The 24,304-nt window shown below is 68.6% G+C and carries 21 protein-coding genes; 9 read left to right on the forward strand and 12 right to left on the reverse strand.

What is annotated here, in order from left to right:
* The coding region (ygfZ, locus tag TU34_RS17940; protein ID WP_203225491.1) for a CAF17-like 4Fe-4S cluster assembly/insertion protein YgfZ at window positions 1-1,122 on the forward strand (1,122 nt) is incomplete at its 5' end.
* Window positions 1,119-1,805, forward strand: coding sequence for an MOSC domain-containing protein (locus tag TU34_RS17945; protein WP_045824284.1), 687 nt, complete (start codon window positions 1,119-1,121; stop codon window positions 1,803-1,805). The genes ygfZ and TU34_RS17945, both read left to right, overlap by 4 nt.
* Window positions 1,806-1,808: 3 nt before the next feature.
* Here TU34_RS17945 and TU34_RS17950 read toward each other — a convergent pair whose 3' ends face one another.
* On the reverse strand, window positions 1,809-3,101 hold the full coding sequence (locus TU34_RS17950; RefSeq protein ID WP_045824285.1) for a glycosyltransferase family 61 protein: 1,293 nt from the start codon (window positions 3,099-3,101) through the stop codon (window positions 1,809-1,811).
* A 220-nt stretch (window positions 3,102-3,321) separates the two neighbouring features.
* Here TU34_RS17950 and TU34_RS17955 point away from each other — a divergent pair, with 220 nt between their 5' ends.
* Window positions 3,322-3,501, forward strand: a complete 180-nt coding sequence (locus tag TU34_RS17955) for a DUF3073 domain-containing protein (protein WP_045824286.1) — start codon at window positions 3,322-3,324, stop codon at window positions 3,499-3,501.
* Window positions 3,502-3,565: 64 nt separating this feature from the next.
* Here the strand turns inward: TU34_RS17955 and purM are convergent, their stop codons facing one another.
* The 5 genes from purM to TU34_RS17980 all read right to left on the reverse strand — a co-directional run bounded on the left by purM (window position 3,566) and on the right by TU34_RS17980 (window position 10,096).
* Window positions 3,566-4,675 (reverse strand): phosphoribosylformylglycinamidine cyclo-ligase, encoded by a 1,110-nt coding sequence (purM, locus tag TU34_RS17960; protein ID WP_045824287.1) that lies wholly within the window; start codon window positions 4,673-4,675, stop codon window positions 3,566-3,568.
* A gap of 30 nt (window positions 4,676-4,705) precedes the next feature.
* Window positions 4,706-6,385, reverse strand: coding sequence for an ABC transporter ATP-binding protein (locus TU34_RS17965; protein ID WP_082080410.1), 1,680 nt, complete (start codon window positions 6,383-6,385; stop codon window positions 4,706-4,708).
* Window positions 6,382-7,347, reverse strand: a complete 966-nt coding sequence (locus TU34_RS17970; RefSeq protein ID WP_045824288.1) for an ABC transporter permease — start codon at window positions 7,345-7,347, stop codon at window positions 6,382-6,384. Before TU34_RS17970 ends, TU34_RS17965 begins: the two co-directional genes overlap by 4 nt.
* 9 nt (window positions 7,348-7,356) lie before the next feature.
* The gene (locus TU34_RS17975) at window positions 7,357-8,370 is read right to left on the reverse strand and encodes an ABC transporter permease (protein ID WP_052689043.1); all 1,014 of its coding nucleotides are present in this window, start codon (window positions 8,368-8,370) and stop codon (window positions 7,357-7,359) included.
* Between the two features lie 115 nt (window positions 8,371-8,485).
* Window positions 8,486-10,096 carry an ABC transporter substrate-binding protein gene (locus TU34_RS17980; protein WP_150116591.1) on the reverse strand — a complete coding sequence of 537 codons (1,611 nt, stop codon included), beginning with the start codon at window positions 10,094-10,096 and terminating at the stop codon, window positions 8,486-8,488.
* Between the two features lie 224 nt (window positions 10,097-10,320).
* Between TU34_RS17980 and TU34_RS17985 the strand changes: the two genes are divergently transcribed.
* The gene (locus tag TU34_RS17985; protein ID WP_045824289.1) at window positions 10,321-12,312 is read left to right on the forward strand and encodes an OPT family oligopeptide transporter; all 1,992 of its coding nucleotides are present in this window, start codon (window positions 10,321-10,323) and stop codon (window positions 12,310-12,312) included.
* Window positions 12,313-12,328: 16 nt separating this feature from the next.
* On the opposite strand, the gene purF is transcribed toward TU34_RS17985, so the two are convergent.
* Both purF and TU34_RS17995 read right to left on the reverse strand, forming a co-directional pair.
* Window positions 12,329-13,903: an amidophosphoribosyltransferase gene (gene purF / locus TU34_RS17990; protein WP_045824290.1), complete on the reverse strand. Its 1,575-nt coding sequence runs from the start codon at window positions 13,901-13,903 to the stop codon at window positions 12,329-12,331.
* A gap of 121 nt (window positions 13,904-14,024) precedes the next feature.
* On the reverse strand, window positions 14,025-14,408 hold the full coding sequence (locus TU34_RS17995; protein WP_045824291.1) for a sterol carrier family protein: 384 nt from the start codon (window positions 14,406-14,408) through the stop codon (window positions 14,025-14,027).
* Window positions 14,409-14,477: 69 nt separating this feature from the next.
* Between TU34_RS17995 and TU34_RS18000 the strand changes: the two genes are divergently transcribed.
* The 3 genes from TU34_RS18000 (at window position 14,478) to TU34_RS18010 (ending at window position 16,892) form a co-directional block, all read left to right on the forward strand.
* A complete protein-coding gene (locus TU34_RS18000) occupies window positions 14,478-14,825 on the forward strand; it encodes a VOC family protein (RefSeq protein WP_082080412.1) in 348 nt (115 codons plus the stop codon).
* 63 nt (window positions 14,826-14,888) lie between these two features.
* A complete protein-coding gene (locus TU34_RS18005) occupies window positions 14,889-16,397 on the forward strand; it encodes a glutamate-cysteine ligase family protein (RefSeq protein WP_045824293.1) in 1,509 nt (502 codons plus the stop codon).
* Between the two features lie 42 nt (window positions 16,398-16,439).
* The gene (locus TU34_RS18010) at window positions 16,440-16,892 is read left to right on the forward strand and encodes an Rv0361 family membrane protein (RefSeq protein ID WP_045824294.1); all 453 of its coding nucleotides are present in this window, start codon (window positions 16,440-16,442) and stop codon (window positions 16,890-16,892) included.
* A gap of 25 nt (window positions 16,893-16,917) precedes the next feature.
* On the opposite strand, the gene TU34_RS18015 is transcribed toward TU34_RS18010, so the two are convergent.
* The 4 genes from TU34_RS18015 to purL form a co-directional block, all read right to left on the reverse strand.
* Window positions 16,918-17,763, reverse strand: coding sequence for a phytanoyl-CoA dioxygenase family protein (locus TU34_RS18015; protein ID WP_045824295.1), 846 nt, complete (start codon window positions 17,761-17,763; stop codon window positions 16,918-16,920).
* Window positions 17,764-17,807: 44 nt separating this feature from the next.
* Complete coding sequence (locus TU34_RS18020) at window positions 17,808-18,887, reverse strand: NAD(P)H-dependent amine dehydrogenase family protein (RefSeq protein WP_045824296.1); 1,080 nt, start codon at window positions 18,885-18,887, stop codon at window positions 17,808-17,810.
* Window positions 18,888-19,016: 129 nt separating this feature from the next.
* Window positions 19,017-19,211, reverse strand: a complete 195-nt coding sequence (locus TU34_RS18025) for a DMT family transporter (RefSeq protein WP_045824297.1) — start codon at window positions 19,209-19,211, stop codon at window positions 19,017-19,019.
* Window positions 19,208-21,541: a phosphoribosylformylglycinamidine synthase subunit PurL gene (purL, locus tag TU34_RS18030; protein WP_045824298.1), complete on the reverse strand. Its 2,334-nt coding sequence runs from the start codon at window positions 21,539-21,541 to the stop codon at window positions 19,208-19,210. The genes TU34_RS18025 and purL overlap by 4 nt, the downstream gene beginning before the upstream one ends.
* Window positions 21,542-21,647: 106 nt before the next feature.
* Between purL and eccA the strand changes: the two genes are divergently transcribed.
* Both eccA and TU34_RS18040 read left to right on the forward strand, forming a co-directional pair.
* Window positions 21,648-23,447, forward strand: a complete 1,800-nt coding sequence (gene eccA / locus TU34_RS18035; protein WP_045824353.1) for a type VII secretion AAA-ATPase EccA — start codon at window positions 21,648-21,650, stop codon at window positions 23,445-23,447.
* 98 nt (window positions 23,448-23,545) lie between these two features.
* Window positions 23,546-24,298: an SDR family oxidoreductase gene (locus TU34_RS18040; RefSeq protein WP_045824299.1), complete on the forward strand. Its 753-nt coding sequence runs from the start codon at window positions 23,546-23,548 to the stop codon at window positions 24,296-24,298.
* Window positions 24,299-24,304 lie beyond the last annotated feature (6 nt).

Here is a 24,304-nt window from a genome sequence, read left to right on the forward strand (position 1 = left end):
ATCCCCGCCCCCGATGACTCCCCCGACGCCGGTGTCGCATGGCACCACGGCGACCCGCTGGGCGAACAACGCAGCGCGGCCGAGTCGGTGGTGGTGGTCGATCGGTCGCACCGTGGCGTGATCGAGATCAGTGGCGACGAGCGGTTGAGCTGGCTGCACACCATCACCAGCCAGTTCGTCAGCAACCTCCCCGACCGGCAGTCGGCCGAGAACCTCAGCCTCGACGTGAACGGTCGCGTGGAGGAGCATTTCGTCGTCACCGACATCGACGGGCTCACCCTCATCGACACCGAAGCTGAACGGACGCAGCCGCTGTTGGGGTTCCTGCAGCGAATGGTGTTCTGGGCGAAGGCCGAACCGGTTCTCCGCGACGACCTCGCCCTGCTCACACTGCTGGGCCCCGACGCGATGTCGGGACCCGTCGCGGCGCTGCTCGAGATCCCCGCGGATGCGGCGGTCTACCAGGCGGGCAGCATCCCCGAGCAACACCACGACGCCGAGCCGGTCGGGTTCTGGCGCGTCATGCCCCCGCTGGGTGAACGCGGCCCCGATGGCCGACCGACCATCCCCCGCGTCGACGTCCTCGTCCCGAGGACCGAACTGGGCCGATGGTGGGACGCCCTGGTCGAGGCCGGCGCCCGACCTGCGGGCTCATGGGCCTACGAGGCGTCGCGGGTGGTCTCGGTGTCGCCGCGATTGGGTGTCGACACCGACGACCGCACCATCCCCCACGAGGTCGAATGGATCGGCGGCCCCGCGGAATTCGGCGCGGTCCACCTCGAGAAGGGCTGCTACCGCGGACAGGAGACCGTGGCGCGGGTGCACAACCTGGGCAAGCCGCCGCGGCGACTGGTGCTGCTGCAACTCGACGGCAGCTCCGACACCCGCCCGGTGACCGGCGACGCCGTCACCGCCGACGGCCGTGCGGTCGGCCGGATCGGCACCGTGGTCGACCACTACGAGTACGGACCCGTCGCCCTGGCGCTGGTCAAGCGCAGCGTGCCGGCCGGGACCGCACTCCTCGCCGGCGGCGCCGCGGCCGCCATCGACCCGTCGTCGCTGCGTGACGACGACCGCGTGCAGGCCGGACGTGCCGCGATCGAAGGATTGCGCGGGCGATGACCCTGTCCGACGCCGGCTCGGTTCTCGCGGTCTGTGGCGCCGACCGTCCCGTCGCGCTCGATCGCATCGGCGACAGCGGCATCGCCAAGACCCCGTTCACCGGCGCGGTCTCGGTGACCGCCGAGGGTGTCGTGGGCGACCTCATCTGCGACACCAAACACCACGGCGGCATCGATCAGGCCGTCTACGCCTACAGCGACACCGAGGCCCGTCGGTGGGCCGACGAACTCGATCGTGACCTGGCGCCGGGCTGGTTCGGCGAGAACCTGCGCGTCGACGGGGTCGCGGTCAGCGATGCGGTCATCGGCGAACGCTGGCGGGTCGGCGACACCGTCGAACTCGAGGTGACGATCCCGCGCGTCCCGTGCCGGACGTTCGCGGCGTGGGCCGAGGAGGACCGCTGGGTTGCGCGGTTCGCCGATCGCGCCGACGTCGGCGCCTACCTGAAGGTGCTGGTCCCGGGCCCGATCGCTGCCGGTGACGACATCGTCGTGCTCGACCGTCCGGACCACGGCGTCACCGCCCGCGCCCTGTTCACCGGCGACGTGACCACCGCCGCGCTCGAGCACCTGACCACCGACCCCCGTTACGCCGGCAAGGTGCATCGCGAGGCGTCGAAGGTGCTGCGCAGACAGACCCGCGAGGCGGCTCGGACAGCCCGTGCGAGCGTCGCGCCGGAGTGACCGTCACACGGCGCCGACGTCATCGAGCGCGCGTTCGACCTCCCCGACGTCGATGGTGAACGGCAACAACCACGGCGACCCGGTCCCCACCGTCGGCCCGTACACGCTCGCGTAGCGGTGACCGCAGGCCGCGGCCAGATCGGCGTAGTACGGCTCGGTCCACCCACTCGCGGCCAGGTGGATCACCGATGTCCCCCGCGGGGCGAAGATGCTGTTGACCATGGCCGCGCCCATCACGCCGACGATCACGTCGGCGCGCAGGCACGCCTCCGCCTGCTCCCGGGCCGATGCCGTGATCGGGTCGAGGGTCACGAATCCACGCCGAGACAACAGGTCCTCGATCTCGGCGCCGTTGATGATCTTCCGACCCGCCGCCCCACCGCGGCGGAGGATGTGCAGACGTGTGCCGGGACCGTCGGGCCGTTCCAACCCGGCGACGACGGCCTCGCGAGACGCCGCGATCGCGTCGGGTGACTTCCGCACCGGGTGCAGCGTCGGTTGCGACATGTACCGGACGTCGCGGACCACGACGGGCCGCTCGAACGGGACGAGCGTCACCTCGACGTCCGGATCGCCGAGCGCGAGGCCCAGCGACTCCTGTCGGCGCAGGTTGATGAGTGTGCCGCGGTCGGTCATGACCCACCGTGGCCGGGTGCCCGGTGCCGTGCTCCTGGCCGCGGCGACCGCTCGGGAGAGGTCATCGGTGAGCCAGTGGCCGAAGTTGCTGCTGCCGGGCGAGCCGAGGTAGACGGTGTCGGGATGATCGGGCAGGGTCCGCGCCAGGCGGAGATCGGCCGGGGTCGGCTGCTGCAACGCCACCCGGTCGTGTGACCGCGCGCTCTCGTACAGAGCACGGATCGTGCCATCCCGCCGCAGGTAGACCGCGTTGCGGTAGAGGATCACCTCGTCGAATCGCGCCTCGCGGACCTCGACGCCGGCCGGATGCACCCGCCGCGTCTCCTGGTAGATCTCGGCGGCGTCGAGCGGCTCGCCGTAGAGATGCAGCTCGGGACCGTCGTAGGTGTGTCGCCCGAACACCTCGGTCGTGGCGACGGCGGCGTCTCCCAAAACGAACGACTCGTCCTCGTGGAGGGTCTCGTCGTCGTACATCGGCGGGTGCATCGACAGCGCGGTGCGGGAGAAGTCCTCGACGTCATGGTCGGACAGGTCGGTCGGATGACGCCGCAGCACGCGGGCGACGAGATCGGCGACCATCCATCGCAACCGTTGGCCGTTGTCGGCGAGCAACCGCCGGGTCCCGTAGTTGTCGATCGACGCGCGTATGAGGTCGGCCACGTGACAGCACACCTTTCTCGACGTGATGCACAACCGTACAATTTCCCTGGTGGGAGCCGCTGAACGGCCGACGCGCCACGACCCGCCCTCGCGCGGTGCGGGCTGGTCCGCATCGGGGCCCGGAGCGCGCTAGACTGTTGCACACGACAAGATTTATAAACTCAGAATGGGGCCGCCAGTCTTGATTGGCCGCCCCGTCATTGTGCGAGGGGGTCCCCCTATGGGCCGCGGCAGAGCAAAAGCGAAGCAGACGAAGGTCGCTCGGGAGTTGAAGTACAGCTCCCCGAACATGGACCTCTCCAGCCTGCAGCGAGAGCTGGCGAACGAACCCGAACGCCCCTCCGATCGACCGGACCCCGCTGACGCGTGGGCCGACGAGGACGAGTGGCGTCGGGCCTGACGGGCTCCGTCACCACCGACGTACCGCACTGACCACCGCACGGCCCGCGAGGGCCGCGGTCGGATCAGAATCGCGGATGTTCACCCTTCAGTGCAGCGGCTCCCGCGTGGTCTTTTCCGTCGTGTGACTTGGTGATCGACCCGAGCACCCAGCTGTTCAGGTGCCGGGCGGTCAGCACGGCCAACGCGCGATCGGTGTCCTCGGGGGCCACGATCGCGACCATGCCGATCCCCATGTTGAAGGTGCGTTCCATCTCGAGGCGCTCGACGCGTCCGCGCTGGGCGATCATCGCGAACACGGGGTCGGGCGTCCATGTGCCGCGATCGAGTTCGGCGAGCAGGCCGTCGGGGATGACACGTGCCAGGTTCTCGGCGAGTCCACCGCCGGTGACGTGGCAGAACGTGCGGACATCGGTCTCCGCCGCCAACGCGAGGCAGTCCTTGGCGTAGATGCGGGTGGGTTCGAGCAGTTCCTCACCCAGCGTGCGACCGAACTCCTCGACCTGTCCGCCGAGATCCATGTGGCCCCATTCGAGCAGCACCTTGCGGGCGAGCGAATACCCGTTGGAGTGCAGACCCGAGGACCCCATCGCGATCACCACGTCGCCGGGGCGCACGCGGTCCGGTGACAGCACCGAATCCGCCTCCACCACACCGACTCCGGTGGCCGACAGGTCGTAGTGCGCGTCCTCCATTAGTCCGGGGTGCTCGGCGGTCTCGCCGCCCAGCAGGGCGCACCCCGCCTCGACGCATCCGTCGGCGATGCCCTTGACCAACTCCGCGACGGTCTCCGGCACCACCTTGCCGACGGCGATGTAGTCCTGGAGGAACAGCGGCTCGGCGCCGCACACGACGAGGTCGTCGACGACCATGGCGACGAGATCGCGACCCACCGTGTCGTGCTTGTCCATGGCCTGGGCGATGGCCAGCTTCGTTCCGACACCGTCTGTCGAGGAGGCCAGGACCGGCTCGCGGTAGGTGCCCTTGAGGGCGAACAGGCCGGCGAACCCGCCGATGCCGCCGAGCACCTCCGGTCGCGACGCGCGTTTGGCGTGGGGGGCGAACAGTCGCACGGCCCGATCACCTGCGTCGATGTCGACGCCGGCATCGGCGTAGGACGCCCCCCGCCGGACTGGAGTGCTGTCGCCTGCGGGATCGGAGTCCTGATTGGTCACGCGCCACACGCTACCGGAGCAGGTCCGCGCTCATCGCCCTTGCTCCCGCCTGCGCTGCTGGACCACCGGATCCGGAACAGGAACCGCGGCGAGCAGTCGCTTGGTGTACTCGGCCGTGGGGGAACGCAGGATCGTCGAACCCCGGTCGAGTTCCACCACGACACCGTCCTTGAGCACCGCGACGCGCTGTGCGACCTGCTCGACGACAGCGAGGTCGTGGCTGATGAACAGTGCCCCGAAGCCGTTCTCCCGTTGCAGGTCGGCGAACAGTTCGAGCACCGATGCCTGCACCGACACGTCGAGTGCGCTGGTCGGTTCGTCGGCCACCAGCAGGTCGGGCTTCAGAGCCAGGGCGCGGGCGAGGTTCGCCCGTTGCCGCTGGCCTCCGGACAACTCGTGCGGGTAGCGCTTCTCGGTGCCCGCGGGCAGGCGCACCGCGTCGAGCAGGTGGCGCACGCGGGCGTCGATGGCGGCGCGGTCACCGAACCTGTGCACCACCAGCGGTTCGGCGACACAGTCACCGACCGTCATCCGCGGGTTCAGCGATGTCGCCGGGTCCTGGAAGACGAATCCGAATCGCTTGCGGATGGGCTTCATCGCCCGACCCGAGAGCCCGGCGATGTCGGTGCCCAGGACGGTCACACGGCCGGCGCTGGACTTCTGGAGTCCGGCGACGCATCGACCGATCGTCGACTTGCCCGATCCCGACTCACCGACGAGCCCGAGCGTCTCGCCGCGGGCGATGGTGAACGACACGTCGTCCACCGCACGGAACACCCCGCCGGCGATGCCGAGGGGGAACTCCACGGTGAGGTGCGCGACCTCGAGCACGGTCTCGGCGTCGTCGGGCACCTCCGGGGCGGACGAGTCGGTGCCCAGGTGCGGCACCGCACCGAGCAGCATCGCGGTGTAATCGTTTTTCGGGGAGGCGAAGAGCTCGCGCACGGGAGCCACCTCGACCACACGGCCGGCGTTCATCACGACCACCCGATCGGCCATGTCGGCGACGACGCCCATGTTGTGGGTGATCAACACGATCGCCGACCCGAGCCGGTCCTTGAGGTCACGCAGCAGATCGAGGACCTCCGCCTGGACCGTGACGTCGAGGGCGGTCGTCGGTTCGTCGGCGATGATCACAGCCGGGTCGCAGGCGATGGCGATCGCGATCACCACGCGCTGCTTCTGACCGCCCGACAGTTCGTGCGGGTAGTAGTCGACACGTTTCTCGGGATCGGGCAGTTGCACCATCGTCAACAACTCGACGGCGCGGGCCCGCACCTGCTTGCGGGTGAGCTTCGCGACCGCGGAGGGGTGCGCGGTGATCGCCTCGGCGAGTTGCGATCCCACGGTGAACAGCGGGTCGAGGACCGCGCCGGGTTCCTGGAACACCATCGCGATGTACTTGCCGCGGATGGCCGTCAGCTCCCGCGCACCCATCGCGGTGACCTCGCGGTCGCCGAGGCGGACGCTGCCCGAGACCGTCGCCGTCTCCGGCAGCAATCCGATCGCGGTCCGGGAGCTGACCGATTTGCCCGAGCCCGACTCGCCGACCACGGCGAGCACCTCGCCGGGCTGCACGGAGAAGCTCACGTCGCTGACGGCGTCGACGACACCGGCGTCGGTGCGGAACGACACCGACAGCCCTTCGATCGACAGGGCTGGACCTGCCGGGGCCGGAATTGCCGGGGCGGGTGTTCCGGTGGTGGTCACGACGCGTCCTTCGAGCGGCCGCGGCGCGTCCGCAGCAGCGGGTTGGTGGCCTCATTGATGCTCTCGCCGACCATGGTGAGTCCCAACACCACGAACACGATCGCCAGACCGGGGAACACACTGGTCCACCAGATGCCGTTCGAGACATCCGGCAGTGCGCGGTTGAGGTCGTACCCCCACTCCGAGGCCGACGTCGGCTCGATGCCGAGGCCGAGGAATCCGAGACCGGCGAGGGTCAGGATCGCCTCCGAACAGTTCAGCGTGAGGATGACCGGGAGCGTCGAGGTCACGTTGGGGAGGATGTGGCGGAACATGATCCGGCCCGATCCGGCACCGGTGACGCGTGCGGCGTCGACGAACGGTTCGGCCTTCACCGACACCGTGGCATTGCGCACCAGCCGGAAGTACTGCGGGATGAACACGACCGTGATGGAGATCGACGCGGCCATGATCCCGCCGAAGCCGCCGCTGAGATGCGCTCCGAGAGAGGCGGACACGACGATCGCGAGCAGCAGCGAGGGGAACCCGTACATCGCGTCCATGAACAGGACCAGCACGCGGTCGACCCAACGTCCGACGAAGCCCGACACCAGTCCGAGTGCGATCCCGACGACGATGGAGAACGCCAGGGCCAACACGATGACGATCAGGGCGGTGCGGGCGCCGTAGGCGACGCGGGAGAACACATCGAGCTGACCCACGGTGGTGCCGAACCAGTGATCGGCCGACGGTCCCTGCAGTGCCGGGAAATCCTGGCCGCCCGAACTCTGTTGACTGAAACCGTACGGCGCGATCAGCGGCGCGAAGAGCGCGACGAGGACGAAGAACGCCACCAGCACCAGGCCGGCGACGAGGGTCGCACGCTGCAGTCCCGACGTCGACCGCAGCAGACCGACGCCGGGGAACTGCCGACGGCCGGGTGGTGGCGGGACGTGTGCGACGTCGACGAGTGATTCGGTCATCGTGTTCCCCTAGAACCGGATCCGTGGATCGATCATGGCGACCACCGCGTCGATCACGAAGCTGATGACCGCGATGATCACCGCGATGAAAGCGACGATGCCCTGGACCGCGATGTAGTCGCTGTCCTGCAGATATCGCGCGAGTTGATAGCCGAGGCCCTTCCACTCGAAGGTCGTCTCGGTGAGCACCGCACCGCCGAGCATCATCGCGATCTGCATGCCGATCACGGTGACCACGGGCACCATCGAGTTACGGAAGGCGTGGCGTCCGACCACTTTTCGTTCGTTCAGGCCGCGCGCGCGGGCGGCCTCGACGTACCCCGACCGCAGGGTCTGCAGCAGGTTCACACGCACCAGGCGCAGGAACACCCCCGCGGTCATCAGTCCGAGGGCCAGGGCGGGAAGGATCGCGTGCTTGAGCACGTCCCAGATGTAGCCGGAGTCGCCGTAGAGCAGCGCGTCGACGATGTAGATGTTGGTCTTCGGCGACACGTTCTGGATGGCCAACTCGGTGGAGACGTCGGCCCGTCCGTTCGACGGCAGCCATCCCAGTTCAGCGGAGAAGATCAACTTGAACAGCATGCCGACGAAGAACACCGGCGCCGCGTAGAAAAGGATCGCCATCACCCGCAGCGTGACGTCGGACAGACGGTCACGATGGGTGGCGGCGAAGCGCCCCAACGGGATTCCCACCGCGAACGCCACGATCAACGACCAGAACACCAGTTCCAGGGTCGCCGCCCCGTAGGTGACGATCACGCTGGAGATCTTCTCGCCGTCCACGCTGGCGCGACCGAGATCACCGGTCAGCAGTCCTTTGAGGTACTCCCAGTACTGCACCAGGATCGGGTGGTCGAGGCCGGCCGCGCGGCGACGTTCGGCGATCTGCTCCGGCGGCAGGATCCCGCCGAGCTTCGCCGAGATCGGGTCTCCGGCGATGCGCAGCACGAAGAAGACGACGGTGACGAGGATCCAGATCGTCGGGACGATCAACAGCAGACGGATGCCGAGGTACTTCGCCAGGGCGCCCTTGCGGGAGGCGAACAGGTCGCGCCGTCCGCCCGCGGGTGCGGGGGCGGACGACGCGGTGTCGCCTGCGGTGGCGTTGCCTGCCTCGGCGGCAAGCGATTCGGTCACGTCAGCTCTTCGCCAACATGCCGTAGCGGAACGTGAACGACTTGTCGAGGGTCACGCCCTGCAGCGACTTCACCCCGATCGCGACCTGCTTGCCCTGCAGCAGCGGCAACGTGGTGACGAAGTCCTCGGCGACGGTGTTCTGGATGTCGGCGAGGATCGCCGCACGCTTGGTCGGATCCGCTTCTGTCCGTTCGGCACTGAGCATCTGCGAGATCTGCGGATTCGAGAAGTTCGACTGCAGGAAGTTGTTCTGGTCGAGGAACGGCGTGAGGTAGTTGTCGGCGTCGGGGAAGTCCGGGAACCAGCCGAGCTGGTAGGTCGGGTAGTTGTCCTTCACCCGGGCCTTGTTGTAGGTCTCCCAGTTCGCCGAGTTCAGCGTCACCCGGAAGAGCCCGGTGGCCTCGAGTTGGGCCTTGACCTTGGCGTACTCGTCGGCGGAGTTGGAGCCGTAGTGATCCGGGTTGTACCAGAGGTTGATGTCGACGGGCGCGGTGACGCCGGCCGCGGCCAGGAAGCCACGCGCCTTGGCGGCATCGGGCTTCTCCCCGTAGATCTTGTAGGAGTCCACCGCACCGGGCAGCCCGCCGGCGACCATGCTGTACGCCGGCGAGTACGTGTCCTGGTAGACGTCCTTGGCGATGGCCTCGCGGTCGACCGAGGAGGCGATGGCCTTGCGCACGGCCAACTTCTGCGCAGGGTTGGCGCCCGCCATCGTGTCGAAGTTGAACACGATGTAGCGCAGCTCGCCGCCGGGGCCCTCATGCACGGTCAGCCCGCTGTCCGACCGCAGGGCAGCGATGTCGGTCGGGGTCAGCGACCGGTAGGCGACGTCGATCTGTTTCTGCTGGATGTCGAGCTTGAGGTTCGTCGGCTGCGCGTAGTACTTCACCCGGATCGTGTCGGTCTTCGGCGTGCCCAGCATGCCGTTGTAGCTGTCGTTCTTCCGGTACTCGACGAGCTGGTTCTTCTGGTAGCTCGTGATCTTGTACTGACCGCCGAAGGCGTTGGACTTCACGATCGCGTCGTCGTCCAGGATCTTGTCGGCCGGGAAGACCTTCTCGTCGACGATCGGCCCGACATTGGTCGTGAGGACCTGCGGGAACGTCTGGTCGTTCGGCTCCTTGAGGGTGAAGTTGACCGTCGTCGCGTTCGGCGCGTCGGTCTTCGACAGGTTCGCCAGCAACGAGGCGGGTCCGTTGGGGTCGTTGATGCCCAGCATCCGGTCGAAGGTGAACTTCACGCTGGTCGCGGTCAGGGGGTCGCCGTTGGCGAAGGTCAGTCCCGATTTCAGCGTGCAGCTGTAGACCGTCGGCGCGGTGAAGTCGCATTTCTCCGATGCGGACGGGGTGAGTGCGCCGGTGTTCGGTGCGGAGTCGAGGAGGAACGGGTAGACGTTCTTCATCACGGCCATCGAGCCGTTGTCGTAGGAGGCGGCCGGGTCGAGCGCGTAGACCTGATCGGTGGTGCCGACGGTGACGACGTCACCGGATCCCCCGGAGTCGGTGCGGCCCGAACCGCACGCGGTGAGAACCAGCGCCCCGGCGGTGACCGTGACGAGCGCGGCGGTGACCGCGCGGGCGGTGCGGGGGGAATTCGCCTGTGGTGCAGACATGTTCATCGATCCTCTTCATCCGACCCCGATCGGGGGTCTCATCGTGCTCGCAGCCACACCCGCAGGCGTGGCACGGCGGTACCGCAGCGAGATACGACGGGGGACGTTACCCACGCTGTGTTGCGTCGGGGTAAAAATGGCCGGATCGGCCCCATCCGACATGAGCGTGCGACACCGCGGCCATACTCGGATGCGAGTTCGAGCGACGAGAGTGAGGACCGGCGATGTCCGTCGACAGCAGACCCCGTGGTGCCGTGCGTGAATTGACCGTGCGCGGTGTGATCCTCGGCGGGATCATCACGCTCGTCTTCACCGCCGCCAACGTCTATCTCGGCCTCAAGGTGGGCCTGACGTTCGCCACCTCGATCCCCGCGGCGGTCATCTCCATGAGCGTGCTGCGGTACTTCCGCAACCACTCTCTCGTCGAGAACAACATCGTGCAGACCATCGCCTCGGCGGCAGGCACGCTCTCGGCGATCATCTTCGTGCTGCCCGGCCTGATCATGGTCGGCTGGTGGACCGGGTTCCCCTACTGGACGACCGCTGCGGTCTGTGCGACCGGCGGCATCCTGGGCGTCGCGTTCTCCATCCCCCTGCGCCGCGCGCTGGTGACCGGCTCCGACCTTCCCTTCCCCGAGGGTGTCGCGGGCGCCGAGGTCCTCAAGGTCGGCACGTCGGACTCCGCACAAGCCGCCGCCGACAACAAGACCGGACTGCGGATGCTGTCGGTGGCCGCGGTCGTGGCCGCGGGGTTCTCGCTCGTGTCGTCGCTCAAGGTGATCAGCAACGCGGTGTCGACGTCGTTCAAGGTCGGCTCGGGCGGCACGATGGTCGGAGCGAGCCTGTCGATGGCGCTCATCGGCGTCGGCCACCTGGTCGGTCTCACCGTCGCCATCGCGATGGTCGTCGGTCTCGTCATCTCGTTCGGCATCCTGCTGCCCATCCGCACCTCGGGGAACCTGTCGGGCTCCGAGGCGCTCGCCGACACCGTCTCGTCGACGTTCTCCTCCGACGTGCGCTTCATCGGCGCCGGTGCGATCGCGGTCGCCGCGGTCTGGACGTTGGCGACCATCCTGCGTCCCATCGTCACCGGCATCATCGAGTCGGCACGCTCGGCCCGCCTGCGCCGTGGGGGCACCGAGGTCGACGTCGTGGAACGCGACATCCCCATCCAGATCGTCGCGGGCGTCACGGTGTTCATGCTCATCCCGATCGGCTGGCTGCTGTGGGATTTCACCAGCAGCACCGCACTCAACGGCGGTGTCGCCGGGATCATCACCGTCAGCCTGGTGTACCTGCTCGTGTTCGGTCTCGTCATCGCCGCGGTGTGCGGCTACATGGCCGGCCTCATCGGCTCGTCGAACAGCCCGCTGTCGGGCGTCGGCATCCTCGTCGCCATCAGCGCGGCGCTGCTCATCAAGGTCACCTTCGGTGACGCGAACAGCTCACAGATGACCGCACTCGTCGCCTACACGCTGTTCACCACGGCGGTGGTGTTCGGCGTCGCGACGATCTCCAACGACAACCTGCAGGACCTCAAGACCGGTCAGCTGGTCGGGTCCACCCCGTGGAAGCAGCAGCTGGCCCTGGTGATCGGTGTGCTGTTCGGTTCGGCCGTGATCCCGCCGATCCTGCAGCTGATGCAGACCGCGTTCGGGTTCGCCGGTGCACCCGGCGCCGGCGACGACGCGCTCGCCGCTCCGCAGGCCTCGCTGATCTCCTCGCTCGTCAGCGGCGTGTTCGGCAGCTCGCTCGACTGGGCACTGATCGGGCTGGGCGCGCTCATCGGCCTCGGTGTCATCGCGATCGACGAGACGATGAGCCGCACCACCCGGTTCCGGCTGCCCCCGCTCGCCGTGGGACTCGGCATGTACCTGCCGATCTCACTCACACTCGTCATCCCGATCGGCGCCGTGCTGGGCTTCTTCTACAACCGCTGGGCCGACCGGAACGCGACCAACGTCGAACGGACCAAGCGCCTCGGTGTGCTGCTCGCGTGCGGACTCATCGTGGGCGAGAGCCTGTTCGGCGTGGTGTTCGCCGGCATCGTCGCGGCGTCGGGCGCCGACGATCCGCTGCGCATCGTCGGCGAGGGCTGGGACAACTGGGCCCAGATCGTGGGGATCCTGGCGTTCGTCCTCGTGGTGGGCTGGCTTTACAAGCGCACCCAGAAGGTGTCGGAGACCGCCGCCGTGAAACCGGAGGCCCCGGTCTGATCGACCGCGGTGGCGGTCAGGGACGACGCAGCGCGCTGGCGTTGTCGTTGACCGCACCCAGCGGATCGGAGCCGACCGCGTTCGAGAGCATCGTCTCGAGGACGGCCTTGCCCATCGAGGTCTCGGTCGGCAGATCGATCGGGTACTTGCCGTCGAAACAGGCCGCGCACAACTGGTCTCGCGACTGATCGGTGGCGGCGATCATCTCGTCGATGCTGATGTACCCCAGCGAGTCGGCGCCGATGGCCTGACGCACACCCTCGACCATGCCCTCCTCGGACTCCATGCCGTTGGCGATGAGCTCGGCGGGAGAGGCGAAGTCGATGCCGTAGAAACACGGCCACCGCACGGGGCTCGACGCGATGCGCACATGGATCTCGGCGGCACCGGCCTCGCGCAGCATGCGGATCAGGGCGCGCTGGGTGTTGCCGCGGACGATCGAATCGTCCACCACCACGAGCCTCTTGCCGCGGATGACCTCTTTGAGCGGGTTGAGCTTGAGACGGATGCCGAGCTGGCGGATCGTCTGCGAGGGCTGGATGAAGGTGCGACCCACGTACGCGTTCTTCATCAGGCCCTGGCCGTACGGGATCCCCGATTCCTGCGCGAACCCGGTGGCCGCCGGTGTACCCGACTCGGGTACCGGGATCACCAGATCGCCCTCGGCGGGGAACTCGCGCGCCAGGCGGCGACCGATCTCGACCCGCGAGGAGTGCACCGAGCGACCGTTGATGACGCTGTCGGGGCGGGCGAGGTAGACGTACTCGAACACGCACGCCTTGGGGGTGGGCTGGGCGAACCGCGAGCTCCGGACGCCGTCGGCGTCGATGGCGAGCAGCTCGCCGGGCTCGATGTCGCGGACGAACGAGGCACCGACGATGTCGAGGGCGGCGGTCTCCGAGGCGACGACCCACCCGCGGTCGAGGCGGCCGAGGCACAACGGGCGGACGCCGTGGGCGTCACGCGCGGCGTAGAGGGTGTGCTCGTCCATGAAGGTCAGGCAGAACGCGCCCTTGAGCGTGGGCAGCAGTTCCATCGCGGCCTGCTCGATGGTGCGGTCGGCCGCACCGTGTGCGAGCAGCGCACCGACGACGTCGGAGTCCGACGTCGCCCCGCCGTGCAACCGCGACTCCATCAGCCCCGCGGCGCGGGCGGTGCTCGCGAGATCGGCGGTGTTGACGAGGTTGCCGTTGTGGCCCAGTGCGACACCGGTTCCCGCGGCGGTCGTGCGGAAGATGGGCTGCGAGTTCTCCCAGGTGGTCGATCCGGTGGTCGAGTAGCGGCAGTGCCCGATGGCGACGTGGCCGGGCATCGAGGCCAGCGTCTGCTCGTCGAACACCTGGCTCACCAGACCGAGATCCTTGAACACCAGCACCTGCGAGCCGTCACCGACGGCGATGCCGGCGGCCTCCTGGCCGCGGTGCTGCAGGGCGTAGAGCCCGTAGTAGCTGAGTTTGGCGACATCCTCGCCGGGCGCCCAGACGCCGAAGACGCCGCACTCTTCCCGGGGGTCGTTCTCGTCGATGTCGAGCTCGGCATCCGGCGTGAGGCCGGCGAGAAGATTCGGGCTGTGGATCGACAGCTCGGTCACAGTGACGCTCCCAAAGGTGGGCGGTGCGGAGGGCGTAGAAGTGAGTCTAGGGCCCCTGCGCCGACCTGGGCGAATCATGTGAGTGCGCGTCTCTCCCGTGCGCCCCTCGGGCACCAACGGTTCAGATCGCGACCACGGGCAGGTACGCCGCGACCTCGACCGCACGGCTCCCCGAGGCCGACACCGCTCCCGCGGCCACCGCGTCGTCGAGATCGAGCAGTCCGGTGGCGAGCAGCAGCCAGGTGCGCGGGTCGGTCTCGACGACATTCGGAGGCGTACCCCGGGTGTGCCGCGGGCCCTGGATGCACTGCACCGCCACGAACGGGGGCACCCTGACCTCGACCGACGCCCCCGGAGCGAGTTGGGCGACGGTGCGTGCGGACATCCGGACCGCGGCGGCCAGATCGGCGCGGGCCGGCGTCGGCAGCGTGTCGTCACGCAACCACGCCGCCACGGCGAGCACCGATGCGCGCATCTGCGCGGGATCGACGGACTTGGGGGCCATGAGCACCGATGATGACAGCAGCGGCGCGCACCGACCCGCACCCCGGACACCGACGGAGGAATTCCCGCCATGACCGTGAGAAGGATCATGCCGATCGTCACCGTCGCCGACATCGCGACGGCGAGTCGGCACCACACCGACATCCTCGGTCTCACCGAGGTGATGAACCACGAGTGGATCGCGACGTTCGCCGATCCGGGATCGGGACTCCAGCTCAGCCTGATGACCACCGACCTCACGGCACCGTGCAACCCGGCGATCTCGGTCGAGGTCGACGACGTCGACGCCGCCTATGCGCGAGCCCTCGCCTCCGGGGCGGAGATCGTGCACGAACTGCAGCCCGAGGACTGGGGCGTACGGAGGTTCTTCTACCGCGACACCGACGGCACCGTGGTCAACGTGCTCCAACACCAGTAGCTCCGACCGTCGGCGTGTCCGATATGCGGGCGCGCACCCCCTCGTCGATGACACGATGGGCCGATGGGCGCCGAGGTCTCCACGCGTGAGTTCACCCGGGAGGACCGGCGCCGTTTTCGCGAGCAGGTCGGCCGCGGCACCGACGCCATCGCCCGGATGCTCGCCGACGGCCTGTTCACCGACGCCGGTCGGCAGGTGGAGCCGCTGCTGGGCATGGAGGTCGAACTCAACCTGATCGACCGGGCGATGAACCCCGCCATGTCGAATGCGACTGTGCTGCAGGCGATCGCCGACCCCGAGTTCCAGACCGAGTTGGGGCAGTTCAACATCGAGATCAACGTCGCGCCGCGACCGTTGACCGACGACAACACCATCGCCCTCGAGCAGGCCCTACGCGCGTCGCTGAACCGGGCCGAACAGCGCGCCGCGGCCACCGACAACCACATCGTGATGATCGGCATGCTGCCCACGCTGCGCACCGACCACCTGCGCCACCGGTGGATCTCGGCCAACCCCCGCTACGGTCTGCTGAACGAGCAGATCTTCGCCGCGCGTGGTGAGGACATCGCCCTCGACATCGACGGGATCCCGCTCGGCGACGAACGCGTCGGCGAGCGTCTGGTCACCACCAGCGATTCGATCCTCCCCGAGGCGGCGTGCACATCGGTGCAGCTGCACCTCCGTGTGGCCCCGGAAACCTTTGCCGCGCACTGGAACGCCGCGCAGGCGATCGCCGGTGTCCAGGTGGCCGTCGCCGGCAACTCCCCGTTCTTCGCCGGCAAGGCGCTCTGGCACGAGAGCCGGATCCCGGTCTTCGAACAGGCGACCGACACCCGACCGCTGGAACTGAAGAACCAGGGCGTACGTCCGCGGGTGTGGTTCGGCGAACGGTGGATCACCACCATCTTCGATCTGTTCGAGGAGAACACCCGATACTTCCCGGCGCTGCTGCCCGTCTGCAGCGACGACGATCCGCTGGCGACCCTCGCGTCGGGTCGGATCCCCGAGCTGAACGAACTGAAACTCCACAACGGGACGGTGTATCGCTGGAACCGTCCCATCTACGACGTCGTCGACGGCCACGCGCACCTGCGCATCGAGAACCGGGTGCTGCCGGCCGGGCCGACGGTGCTCGACACCATGGCCGACTCGGCGTTCTACTACGGCGTGGTCCGCGCTCTCGTCGACGCCGACCGGCCGCTGTGGTCGCAGATGTCGTTCGACGCCGCCACCGAGAACCTGCACTCCGGCGCCCGCGACGGTCTCGACGCCCAGCTCTACTGGCCCGCCGTCGGCTGGGTGTCGCCCGACGAGCTGGTGCTGCGACGACTGCTCCCCCTCGCCGACCGCGGTCTCGCGGCTTTCGGGGTGTCCGAGCGGGCGCGCCGGCGCTACCTGTCGGTGATCGAGGGGCGATGCCTGCGCCGACAGACCGGCGCGGTGTGGCAGCGCGAATCGGTGGCCGCACGCGAGCGCGCGGGCGACTCCCGCGACCGCGCGCTGTCGGGCATGTTGCGCGAGTACGTCGACCGGATGCACGAGGGAGAGGCCGTGCACACCTGGGATCTGTAGTCCCACCACCTACCCGACGGACGCACGGCTACCGTTGCGTCCATGACCGCCGCACCCGATCCGACAGCACCCGACCGCTCCAACCGCCGCGGGTTCGTCATTGTGGCCGTCGTGGTGGTGGTCGCCATCGCGGCACTCGCCGTCGGACTGGTCGCCTACTTCTCCGACGGCAGCGACGACGCGAAGGGTGGCCGCACCGACACCCAGCAGGTCAGCGATGTCGCGCACCAGTTCACCGACGCCGCCAGCAAAGGTGACGCGACCACCGCGCGCGACGCGGTGTGCACCGCGGACAAGAGCCGGTACTCGAACCTGTCGACACGTCCGCTCCCCCAGGCCCTGCCCGCGTTCACCCTGGTCGACGTGAAATTCGCCGGCGATGACGCGACCGGCACGGTGAAGACCACCGGCCAGCCCGACGGCGCGATCTACTTCCACAAGGACGGCGCGGACTGGAAGCTCTGCCCGTCGTCGAAGGCGAAGTTCTCCGGCTGACGACGGTTCGCCACCGGGCCGTGGACTACCGGGCCGCGTTCTTGACGAACTCCTCGACGCCGGCAGGCGGTCGGACACCGCCGAAGTAGCCTCCCCGCACGTGCCGGCGCCGTTCACCGTCGTCGGTCGCCCGGGCCGCGGAGTGCCAGAGGTAGGCGTCGTGCAGGATGACGTCGCCGGCGTCGGCGTACACCGCGACCTCGCCGCGCACCTTCTCGAAACGCAGCGGCATGTCGAAGGGCGGCGTCCGGTCGGTGCGACCGCGGGCGGCGCGGGCGCCGTCGGGAACCGTGACCCCGTTCGCGTTCCGGAAGGGCGCCGGTGTCGCCCAGAGATGGCTTCCCGGAACCACTCTCAAGAATCCGTTGGCCGGACTCGTGCCGTCGACGTGGATGGTGAACGCGGTGCTGGGCCAGACGTCGAGGCTCGGGCCGGCCTGCCAGTCGGTGTGCCAACCGATGCGTGCGTAGCCGGACTCCTTACCCGGACGGGCGTCCTGGTAGACCACACCGAACTGCTCGTGGGCACGCAGCCAACAGTTCTCGCCCAACAGCGAGGACATGACCGACCGCAGCACCGGGTCGGACACCGCGTCGGCGACGGCGGGCGAGACCTCCGAGACGTATTCGACGTAGTTGACGAATCCTTGTGTCCCCGTGTTCTCGTCGAGGAACACCGTGGAACCGTACCGGTCACCGAGGTCGCCCGACCGGACCCTCTCCTGGGCCTCGATGCACTCCGCTTCGATCCGCGCCAGCCGCGTCTCGTCGACGAGTCCACGCAGGATCGCGTACCCGTGCATGTCGTAGAACCACAGCAGGTCCTCGATCTCGTCGGTACCGAAGACGCCGATGCTGTGGTGGGCTCCCATGGGCCGAGGTTACGACCGCAGGCGGGTGTCCGCGCGTCGAGCGATCACGCCGGCGGGATCAGACCTCGGCCGGTGATGAGAGGGAGGTCGAGAGCGGTGACGAGGCCGGGCTCGGCGGCGACGACGGCCTCGACCGCGTTCACCAGCCGCATGGCGGTGACGATCATGCCCGAGACGTTGTGGTCGCCGTGCTCGCCGTGATGGGTGAAGTCGACGGTCATCATCGGTTCGCCGGTGATCTCGATCCGGTAGCAGCCGTCGCCGGTGTGGGGTGTCGGCCAGTCGGGTCGCTGTGTCGGGTCGGTACGGGTGATGTGGTCGAGAACCACGCGTTCGACCCCGTCGACGGTGCCGATCACCTGGAAGCGGACGGCGGCCATCGTGCCCTCGGCGATGTCGCACGACACGGTCGAGATGTCGCGCTCGGCGGGGACGCGTTCCACCTTCTCCACCAACGGCTCGTCGAGGGTGAGATCGAGACCGGCGGCGATCTGGCGCACCACACTCCCCCACGCCATCGACAGGACTCCCGGCGTGAACAGCATCGGGGTCTCGTCGAGGGGCTTGCCGAAGCCGAAGATGTCGCTCATCACCACCGGTTGGTAGTAGGTCGAATAGTCGGCGATCTCGTAACAGCGGACCTGGTCGATCCGCTGCGACAGGCTCGTCATGGCCAGGGGCAGAACATCGTTGGCGAAACCCGGATCGATGCCGTTCACGTGCAGGCTGGCGTTGCCCTTCTTGCCCGCGGCGTCGACCCTCTCGACGAGATCGGCGGGCACCACGCCGGTCGGGAACTGCAGCAGCACCGGACCCGACGACACGACGTTGATGCCGTGCTCGATGAAGTAGATGAGGTCTTCGAGGGCCTCGAAGATCCGGTCGTCGACCATCGCGGTGTGCACGATGCAGTCGGGTTTCAGGGCGATGAGCGCGTCGCGATCGTTCGTGGCGAGCACCCCGAGGTCGCGGCCGAGGTCGGCGAGCTCTCCCGCATCCCTGCCGACCTTCGCCGGGTTGGACACCCACACGCCGACGAGCTCCAGGTCGGGGCGGGCGTCGATGCCGGCGATCGCGTGCCGTCCCACCGTTCCCGTGGACCATTCGACAACCCTGAGCACCACGCGAGACCTCCGTGTCCGACCGTCACCGACCACCCCAGAGTAGAACAGGTTCTAGTTTTGCAGGCCGCTTTGAGCATCGCCGGGGACCGCTGAACTGAGCGCTCCCCCGATCTGGGCCCGGGACGAGTTCTACGCGTCGATGTGTGCGGTGCCGAGGTTGACCAGGATCGCGCCCACCACGATGAACGCGATGCCCACCAGCGCGACGAGTCCGAGTCGTTCCCGGAAGAACACGGCACCGGCGATCGCCACGAGTGTCGTGCCGGCGGCCGACACGTCGCACCCGATGGCGCCGCACAGCAGCAGCGCCGCCGCCGGTGTCATCCGAACAGAGCGGGCAACGTCGCCTCGTGGACCTCACGCAGTTCGGCGAGGGTGACCGAGAAGTGGTCCTGGATCTCGACCGAGTCGCTGCCCTGATCGACCACGCCGATCCGCGTCCAGGGCATCTCGCGAGCGGTGAGCATCGAGCAGAACCGGGTCTCCTCGGTGCGCGGCACCGCGACGAGCACCCGACCGGCCGATTCGGAGAACAGCCATACGAACGGGTCGGCACCCTCGGGAAGGATGATGCGGCAACCGGTCTCGCCCGCGAGCGCCGATTCGACGACGGTCTGCGCGAGCCCGCCCTCGGACAGGTCGTGCGCCGCGGAGATCAGTCCGTCACGTGATGCCGCGGTGAGGATCGACCCGAGCAGGCGTTCGCGCTCGAGGTCGACCTCCGGGGGGACGCCACCGAGGTGGTCGTGGGCGACCTGCGCCCAGATCGACCCGTCGAGTTCGTCTCGCGTGTCGCCCATGAGGATCAGCGTCTCGCCGGGTTCGGTGCCGAATCCGGTCGGGATACGTCGGTGGACGTCGTCGATGACACCGAGCACGCCGACCACGGGGGTCGGGAGGATCGGGGTCGAACCCGTCTGGTTGTAGAAGCTGACGTTGCCGCCGCACACCGGGATGCCCAATTGCGCACAGCCGTCGGCCAGACCCCGGACCGCCTGCGAGAACTGCCACATCACGGCCGGGTCCTCGGGCGAGCCGAAGTTGAGGCAGTTGGTGACCGCCTTCGGGGTGGCGCCGGTGACGACGACGTTGCGGTAGGCCTCGGCCAGCGCGAGCTGCGCACCGCGGTACGGGTCGAGGAAGGTGTAGCGGCCCGAGGCATCGGTCGCGAGAGCGATTCCGCGACCGGTGTTCTCGTCGATGCGGATCACACCACCGTCGGCGTTCTCGGCCAGCACGGTGTTGCCGCGGACATACCGGTCGTACTGCTCGGTGATGAACTTCCGGCTGCACAGCGCCGGCGAGGCGAGCATGGTCAGCAGTGTCGAACGCAGCTCGTCGTCCGACGACGGGCGCGCGAGATCGGCGCTACGCGAGGCGATCACACCGTCCTGCCACTCCGGACGCTCCACCGGGCGCTGGTACACCGGACCCTCGTGGGCGACGGTGCGCGGCGGCACGTCGACGACGGTCTCGCCGTGCCAGGTGATCTCGAGGTTGTCGCCGTCGGTGACCTCACCGATCACGGTCGCGAGCACGTCCCACTTCTTGCAGACGGCGAGGAACGCGTCGACGTTCTCCGGCGTGACCACCGCGCACATGCGCTCCTGCGACTCGCTGGAGAGCACCTCGGCCGGGGTCATGCCCTCGGCGCGCATCGGCACCGTGTCGAGCTGGATACTCATGCCGCCGTCGCCCGCGGACGCCAACTCCGAGGTGGCACAGGACAGTCCGGCGCCGCCGAGATCCTGGATGCCGACGACGAGGCCTGCGTGGTAGAGCTCGAGGCAGCACTCGATGAGCACCTTCTCGGTGAACGGGTCGCCGACCTGGACGGCCGGCAACTTCTTGCGATTCGGGCCGGATTCCCCGGTGTCGTCGAAGGTCTCCGACGCCAGCACCGACACGCCGCCGATGCCGTCGAGACCGGTGCGGGCACCGAACAGGATGATCTTGTTACCGGCGCCGGAGGCGAACGCGAGCTGCAGGTCCTCGACGCGGAGCACGCCTGCACACAGCGCGTTCACGAGCGGGTTCCCCGCGTAGCTCGCGTCGAAGACGGTCTCGCCGCCGACGTTGGGCAGACCGAGAGAATTGCCGTAGCCGCCCACACCGCGCACGACACCGTCGACGACGCGACGGGTGTCGGGGGCGTCGGCCGCACCGAAGCGCAGCTGGTCCATCACCGCGATCGGACGCGCACCCATGGCCATGATGTCGCGGACGATGCCGCCGACCCCGGTCGCCGCGCCCTGGTAGGGCTCGACGTAGGACGGGTGGTTGTGCGACTCGACCTTGAAGGTGACCGCCCAGCCGTCACCGATGTCGACGACGCCCGCGTTCTCGCCGATGCCCGCGAGCATCGACGAGCGCATCTCGTCGGTCGTGGTCTCACCGAAGTACTTCAGGTGGACCTTCGACGACTTGTAGCTGCAGTGCTCCGACCACATCACCGAGTACATCGCCAGCTCGGCGTCGGTGGGACGCCGGCCGAGGATCTCGCGGATCCGTGCGTACTCGTCGTCCTTGAGGCCGAGCTCGGCGAAGGGCTGCGGGACGTCGGGGGTGTCGGCGGCGACGGAAACGGTATCTACCTGTGCGCTCACAGCGACATCGTATGTGGTCGGGTCGCAGCGCCGCCTCCTCGCGCCCATGCGGTGTCGCCGTCCCCCGCACGGGATAGTCTGACGGGCGCAATCGTAGGAATGTGCGGGAGCGTTCGAACCGCATCCGCTCCAGACATGCCCGGGGGTCGTGGTCGTGGTCGATATCCGTCAGGCACGCCAGCTGTTCGATCTCGGTGTGCTGTCGCTGGGCATCCCCGTCGACGGCCAGGAGGCCGCCCGCGATCCGCGCCAGGCGATGCTGGCGTTCCAGCGCGCCACCGAGTACGCGCCGGAGATGTGCGACGCCTGGCTGGGCCGTCTCGCCTGCGGCGACGACGCCCCCGACGCGATCATGAACCTCTACCGCTCCCGCGGCGCGGTCAACGCGGAGCTGCGGCGACTCGGGCTGCCCCCGCGAACCCTCGTCGGTCGGTTCGCGACCGGGCTCTACATCGACTTCCCCATCACCGACACCGTCGAGATCATCGCCGCCTACGCCGCGTCGCTCGTCGGTGGACTGGACTACACCGGCGCCGAGGAGGTCCTCGACGAGATCCCCGCCGGCACCGACGCCCCCATCGCCACCTACGTCCGGGCGATCATGCACTTCCGCACTCAGCGGTGGCCCGACGTGTTGACGATCCTGTCCGGCTCGGGGTCGTGGACCGACGAGTACATGCAGGCGGGCGCGAACGTGATGGCCGGTTCGGCGTGCGCACAGCTGGGCATGTTCGCCGAGGCGAACCGCCGCCTGTCCGAGGCCGAGACCGGTCCCATCCCGGCGGCGTCGACCGCGGCGATGTTCACCCACGGTCTCGTGCTCCGCGAGGAGGGGCAGGAGGACAAGGCCCGCGCCCTGTTCGAGCAGGTCTACTCCCGCGACCCCAGCTTCACCGCCAACGCCAGCGCCCTGGCCGACCAGCGCTATCGGCTCGTGGTCGTCGAACCCGACCGCATCGCACGTCGTACCGATCGCTGGGACCCGGCGTCGGTGCCCGAGGAGACACCGGCGGGGATCACCGACCCGGTGACCGGCGCACAGACCGATCAGCTCGCCGCGGCGAAAGCCGAACTCGAACGCCAGGTCGGTCTCGCCTCGGTGAAGAGCCAGGTGGCCAAACTGTCGTCGGCGGTGGCACTGGCGAAGGTGCGTGCCGACAAGGGGCTCGCCAGCCAGTCGCGCAGCCTGCACCTGGCGTTCACCGGCCCTCCCGGTACCGGCAAGACCACGATCGCGCGCATCATCGCCAAGACCTACTGCGGGCTCGGGCTGCTCAAGACCGACTCCATCGTCGAGGCCAGTCGGCGCGACCTCGTCGGCGAGCACCTCGGTTCCACCGCACCCAAGACCTCGGCGGTCATCGACCGCGCGCTCGACGGCGTGCTGTTCATCGACGAGGCCTACACACTCATCCAGACCGGACTGTCCGGTGGCGACGCGTTCGGTCGTGAGGCGGTGGACACGCTGCTGGCCCGCATGGAGGACAACCGCGACCGGCTCGTCGTCATCATCGCCGGCTACGACGGCGAGATCGACCGACTGCTGTCGTCGAACGACGGTCTCGCGTCGCGCTTCGCCCGCCGCATCCGCTTCGACTCCTACCGTCCCGAGGAACTGGCGGAGATCGCCGAGGTCATCGCCGCCGCGCGCGACTCGGTGCTGCCCGCGGCGTCGGCGTCGGTGCTGCACCGCGCGTGCATCCCCCTCTACGACACCGTCGTGACCGACCAGAGCGGCCAACAGGTGCGTCTGATCGACCTCGCCGGTAACGGCCGTTTCGTCCGCAACGTCATCGAGAGCGCCGAGGAGGAACGCGAGTTCCGACTCAGCTCCGGCGACATCGACATCACCGACCTCGATGCCGACGCGCTCATGCGCATCGAGCCGCAGGACATCCAGACCGCCGTCGACGGCATCATCGCGTCGATGAACCTCGACGCGCGTGTGCGCTGAACCCTCCCCACCTGCGAGGTCGTTTCCCTCGGGAATGAAATGCGTCGGCTGACCGTCGTTGAGTACGACCGCGTTCGTGAACTCAGGAGGTAGACGGCATGGCATCAGCACGATTGGGCGAGACGGTGGCCGTGGTGACCGGCGCCTCGAGCGGGATCGGCGAGGCCACCGCCCGGGCGCTCGCCGCCGAGGGTGCGACGGTGGTCCTGCTCGCACGCCGTCGTGACCGGCTCGACGAGCTGGTGGCCACCATCGGATCCGACGGCGGCACCGCACACGCCCACGAGGTCGACGTGACCGACGCGTCGGCGGTCGCCGAGGTGATGACGTCTCTCGCGGAGCAGTTCGGCCGCATCGACATCCTGGTGAACAACGCCGGTTTCCTCGCCAACAGCCTCGCGCGCGACGCCGACCTCGACGACTGGCACCGCATGCTCGACGTGAACGTCGGCGGCGTGCTCAACACGACCCACGCGGCGCTGCCGCACGTGGTGGCCGCGGCCGGCGATGTGCGCGGTGTCGCCGACATCGTGACGGTCAGCTCGCTCGCGGGCCGTCGCGTGCCGACCGCGGAGAGCAACGTCTACTCCGCGACCAAGCACGCCGTCAACGCGTTCTCCGAGGCACTGCGCCGCGAGCTGGTCGGCGAGCGCGTCCGTGTCGGGGTCGTCGAGCCCGGGGTGGTGCGCAGTGAGATGACGACCGGTGGCGGCAAGGGGGCTCCCGACGCCACGACGGGCGATCCACTCCACGCCGAGGACATCGCCGACGCGATCGTCTACATGGTGACCCGGCCCGATCACGTCGCGGTCAACGAGATCCTGATCCGTCCGACCGAACAGGAACGCTGACGCGCG

The organism is Williamsia herbipolensis (assembly GCF_000964005.1).
Classification (GTDB): Bacteria; Actinomycetota; Actinomycetes; order Mycobacteriales; family Mycobacteriaceae; genus Williamsia_A; species Williamsia_A herbipolensis.

Bases quoted from the DNA above. Each gene is read 5' to 3' on its own strand.
- purL (WP_045824298.1), bottom strand. From the start codon at position 21,541: ATGGGCGCGAGGAGGCGGCGCTGCGACCCGACCACATACGATGTCGCT.
- TU34_RS17980 (WP_150116591.1), bottom strand. From the start codon at position 10,096: ATGTCTGCACCACAGGCGAATTCCCCCCGCACCGCCCGCGCGGTCACC.
- TU34_RS18005 (WP_045824293.1), top strand. From the start codon at position 14,889: ATGGGCGCCGAGGTCTCCACGCGTGAGTTCACCCGGGAGGACCGGCGC.
- TU34_RS18000 (WP_082080412.1), top strand. From the start codon at position 14,478: ATGACCGTGAGAAGGATCATGCCGATCGTCACCGTCGCCGACATCGCG.
- TU34_RS17945 (WP_045824284.1), top strand. From the start codon at position 1,119: ATGACCCTGTCCGACGCCGGCTCGGTTCTCGCGGTCTGTGGCGCCGAC.
- TU34_RS17955 (WP_045824286.1), top strand. From the start codon at position 3,322: ATGGGCCGCGGCAGAGCAAAAGCGAAGCAGACGAAGGTCGCTCGGGAG.
- TU34_RS18040 (WP_045824299.1), top strand. From the start codon at position 23,546: ATGGCATCAGCACGATTGGGCGAGACGGTGGCCGTGGTGACCGGCGCC.
- TU34_RS18010 (WP_045824294.1), top strand. From the start codon at position 16,440: ATGACCGCCGCACCCGATCCGACAGCACCCGACCGCTCCAACCGCCGC.
- TU34_RS17970 (WP_045824288.1), bottom strand. From the start codon at position 7,347: ATGACCGAATCACTCGTCGACGTCGCACACGTCCCGCCACCACCCGGC.
- TU34_RS18025 (WP_045824297.1), bottom strand. From the start codon at position 19,211: ATGACACCGGCGGCGGCGCTGCTGCTGTGCGGCGCCATCGGGTGCGAC.
- TU34_RS17995 (WP_045824291.1), bottom strand. From the start codon at position 14,408: ATGGCCCCCAAGTCCGTCGATCCCGCGCAGATGCGCGCATCGGTGCTC.
- TU34_RS18015 (WP_045824295.1), bottom strand. From the start codon at position 17,763: ATGGGAGCCCACCACAGCATCGGCGTCTTCGGTACCGACGAGATCGAG.
- TU34_RS17985 (WP_045824289.1), top strand. From the start codon at position 10,321: ATGTCCGTCGACAGCAGACCCCGTGGTGCCGTGCGTGAATTGACCGTG.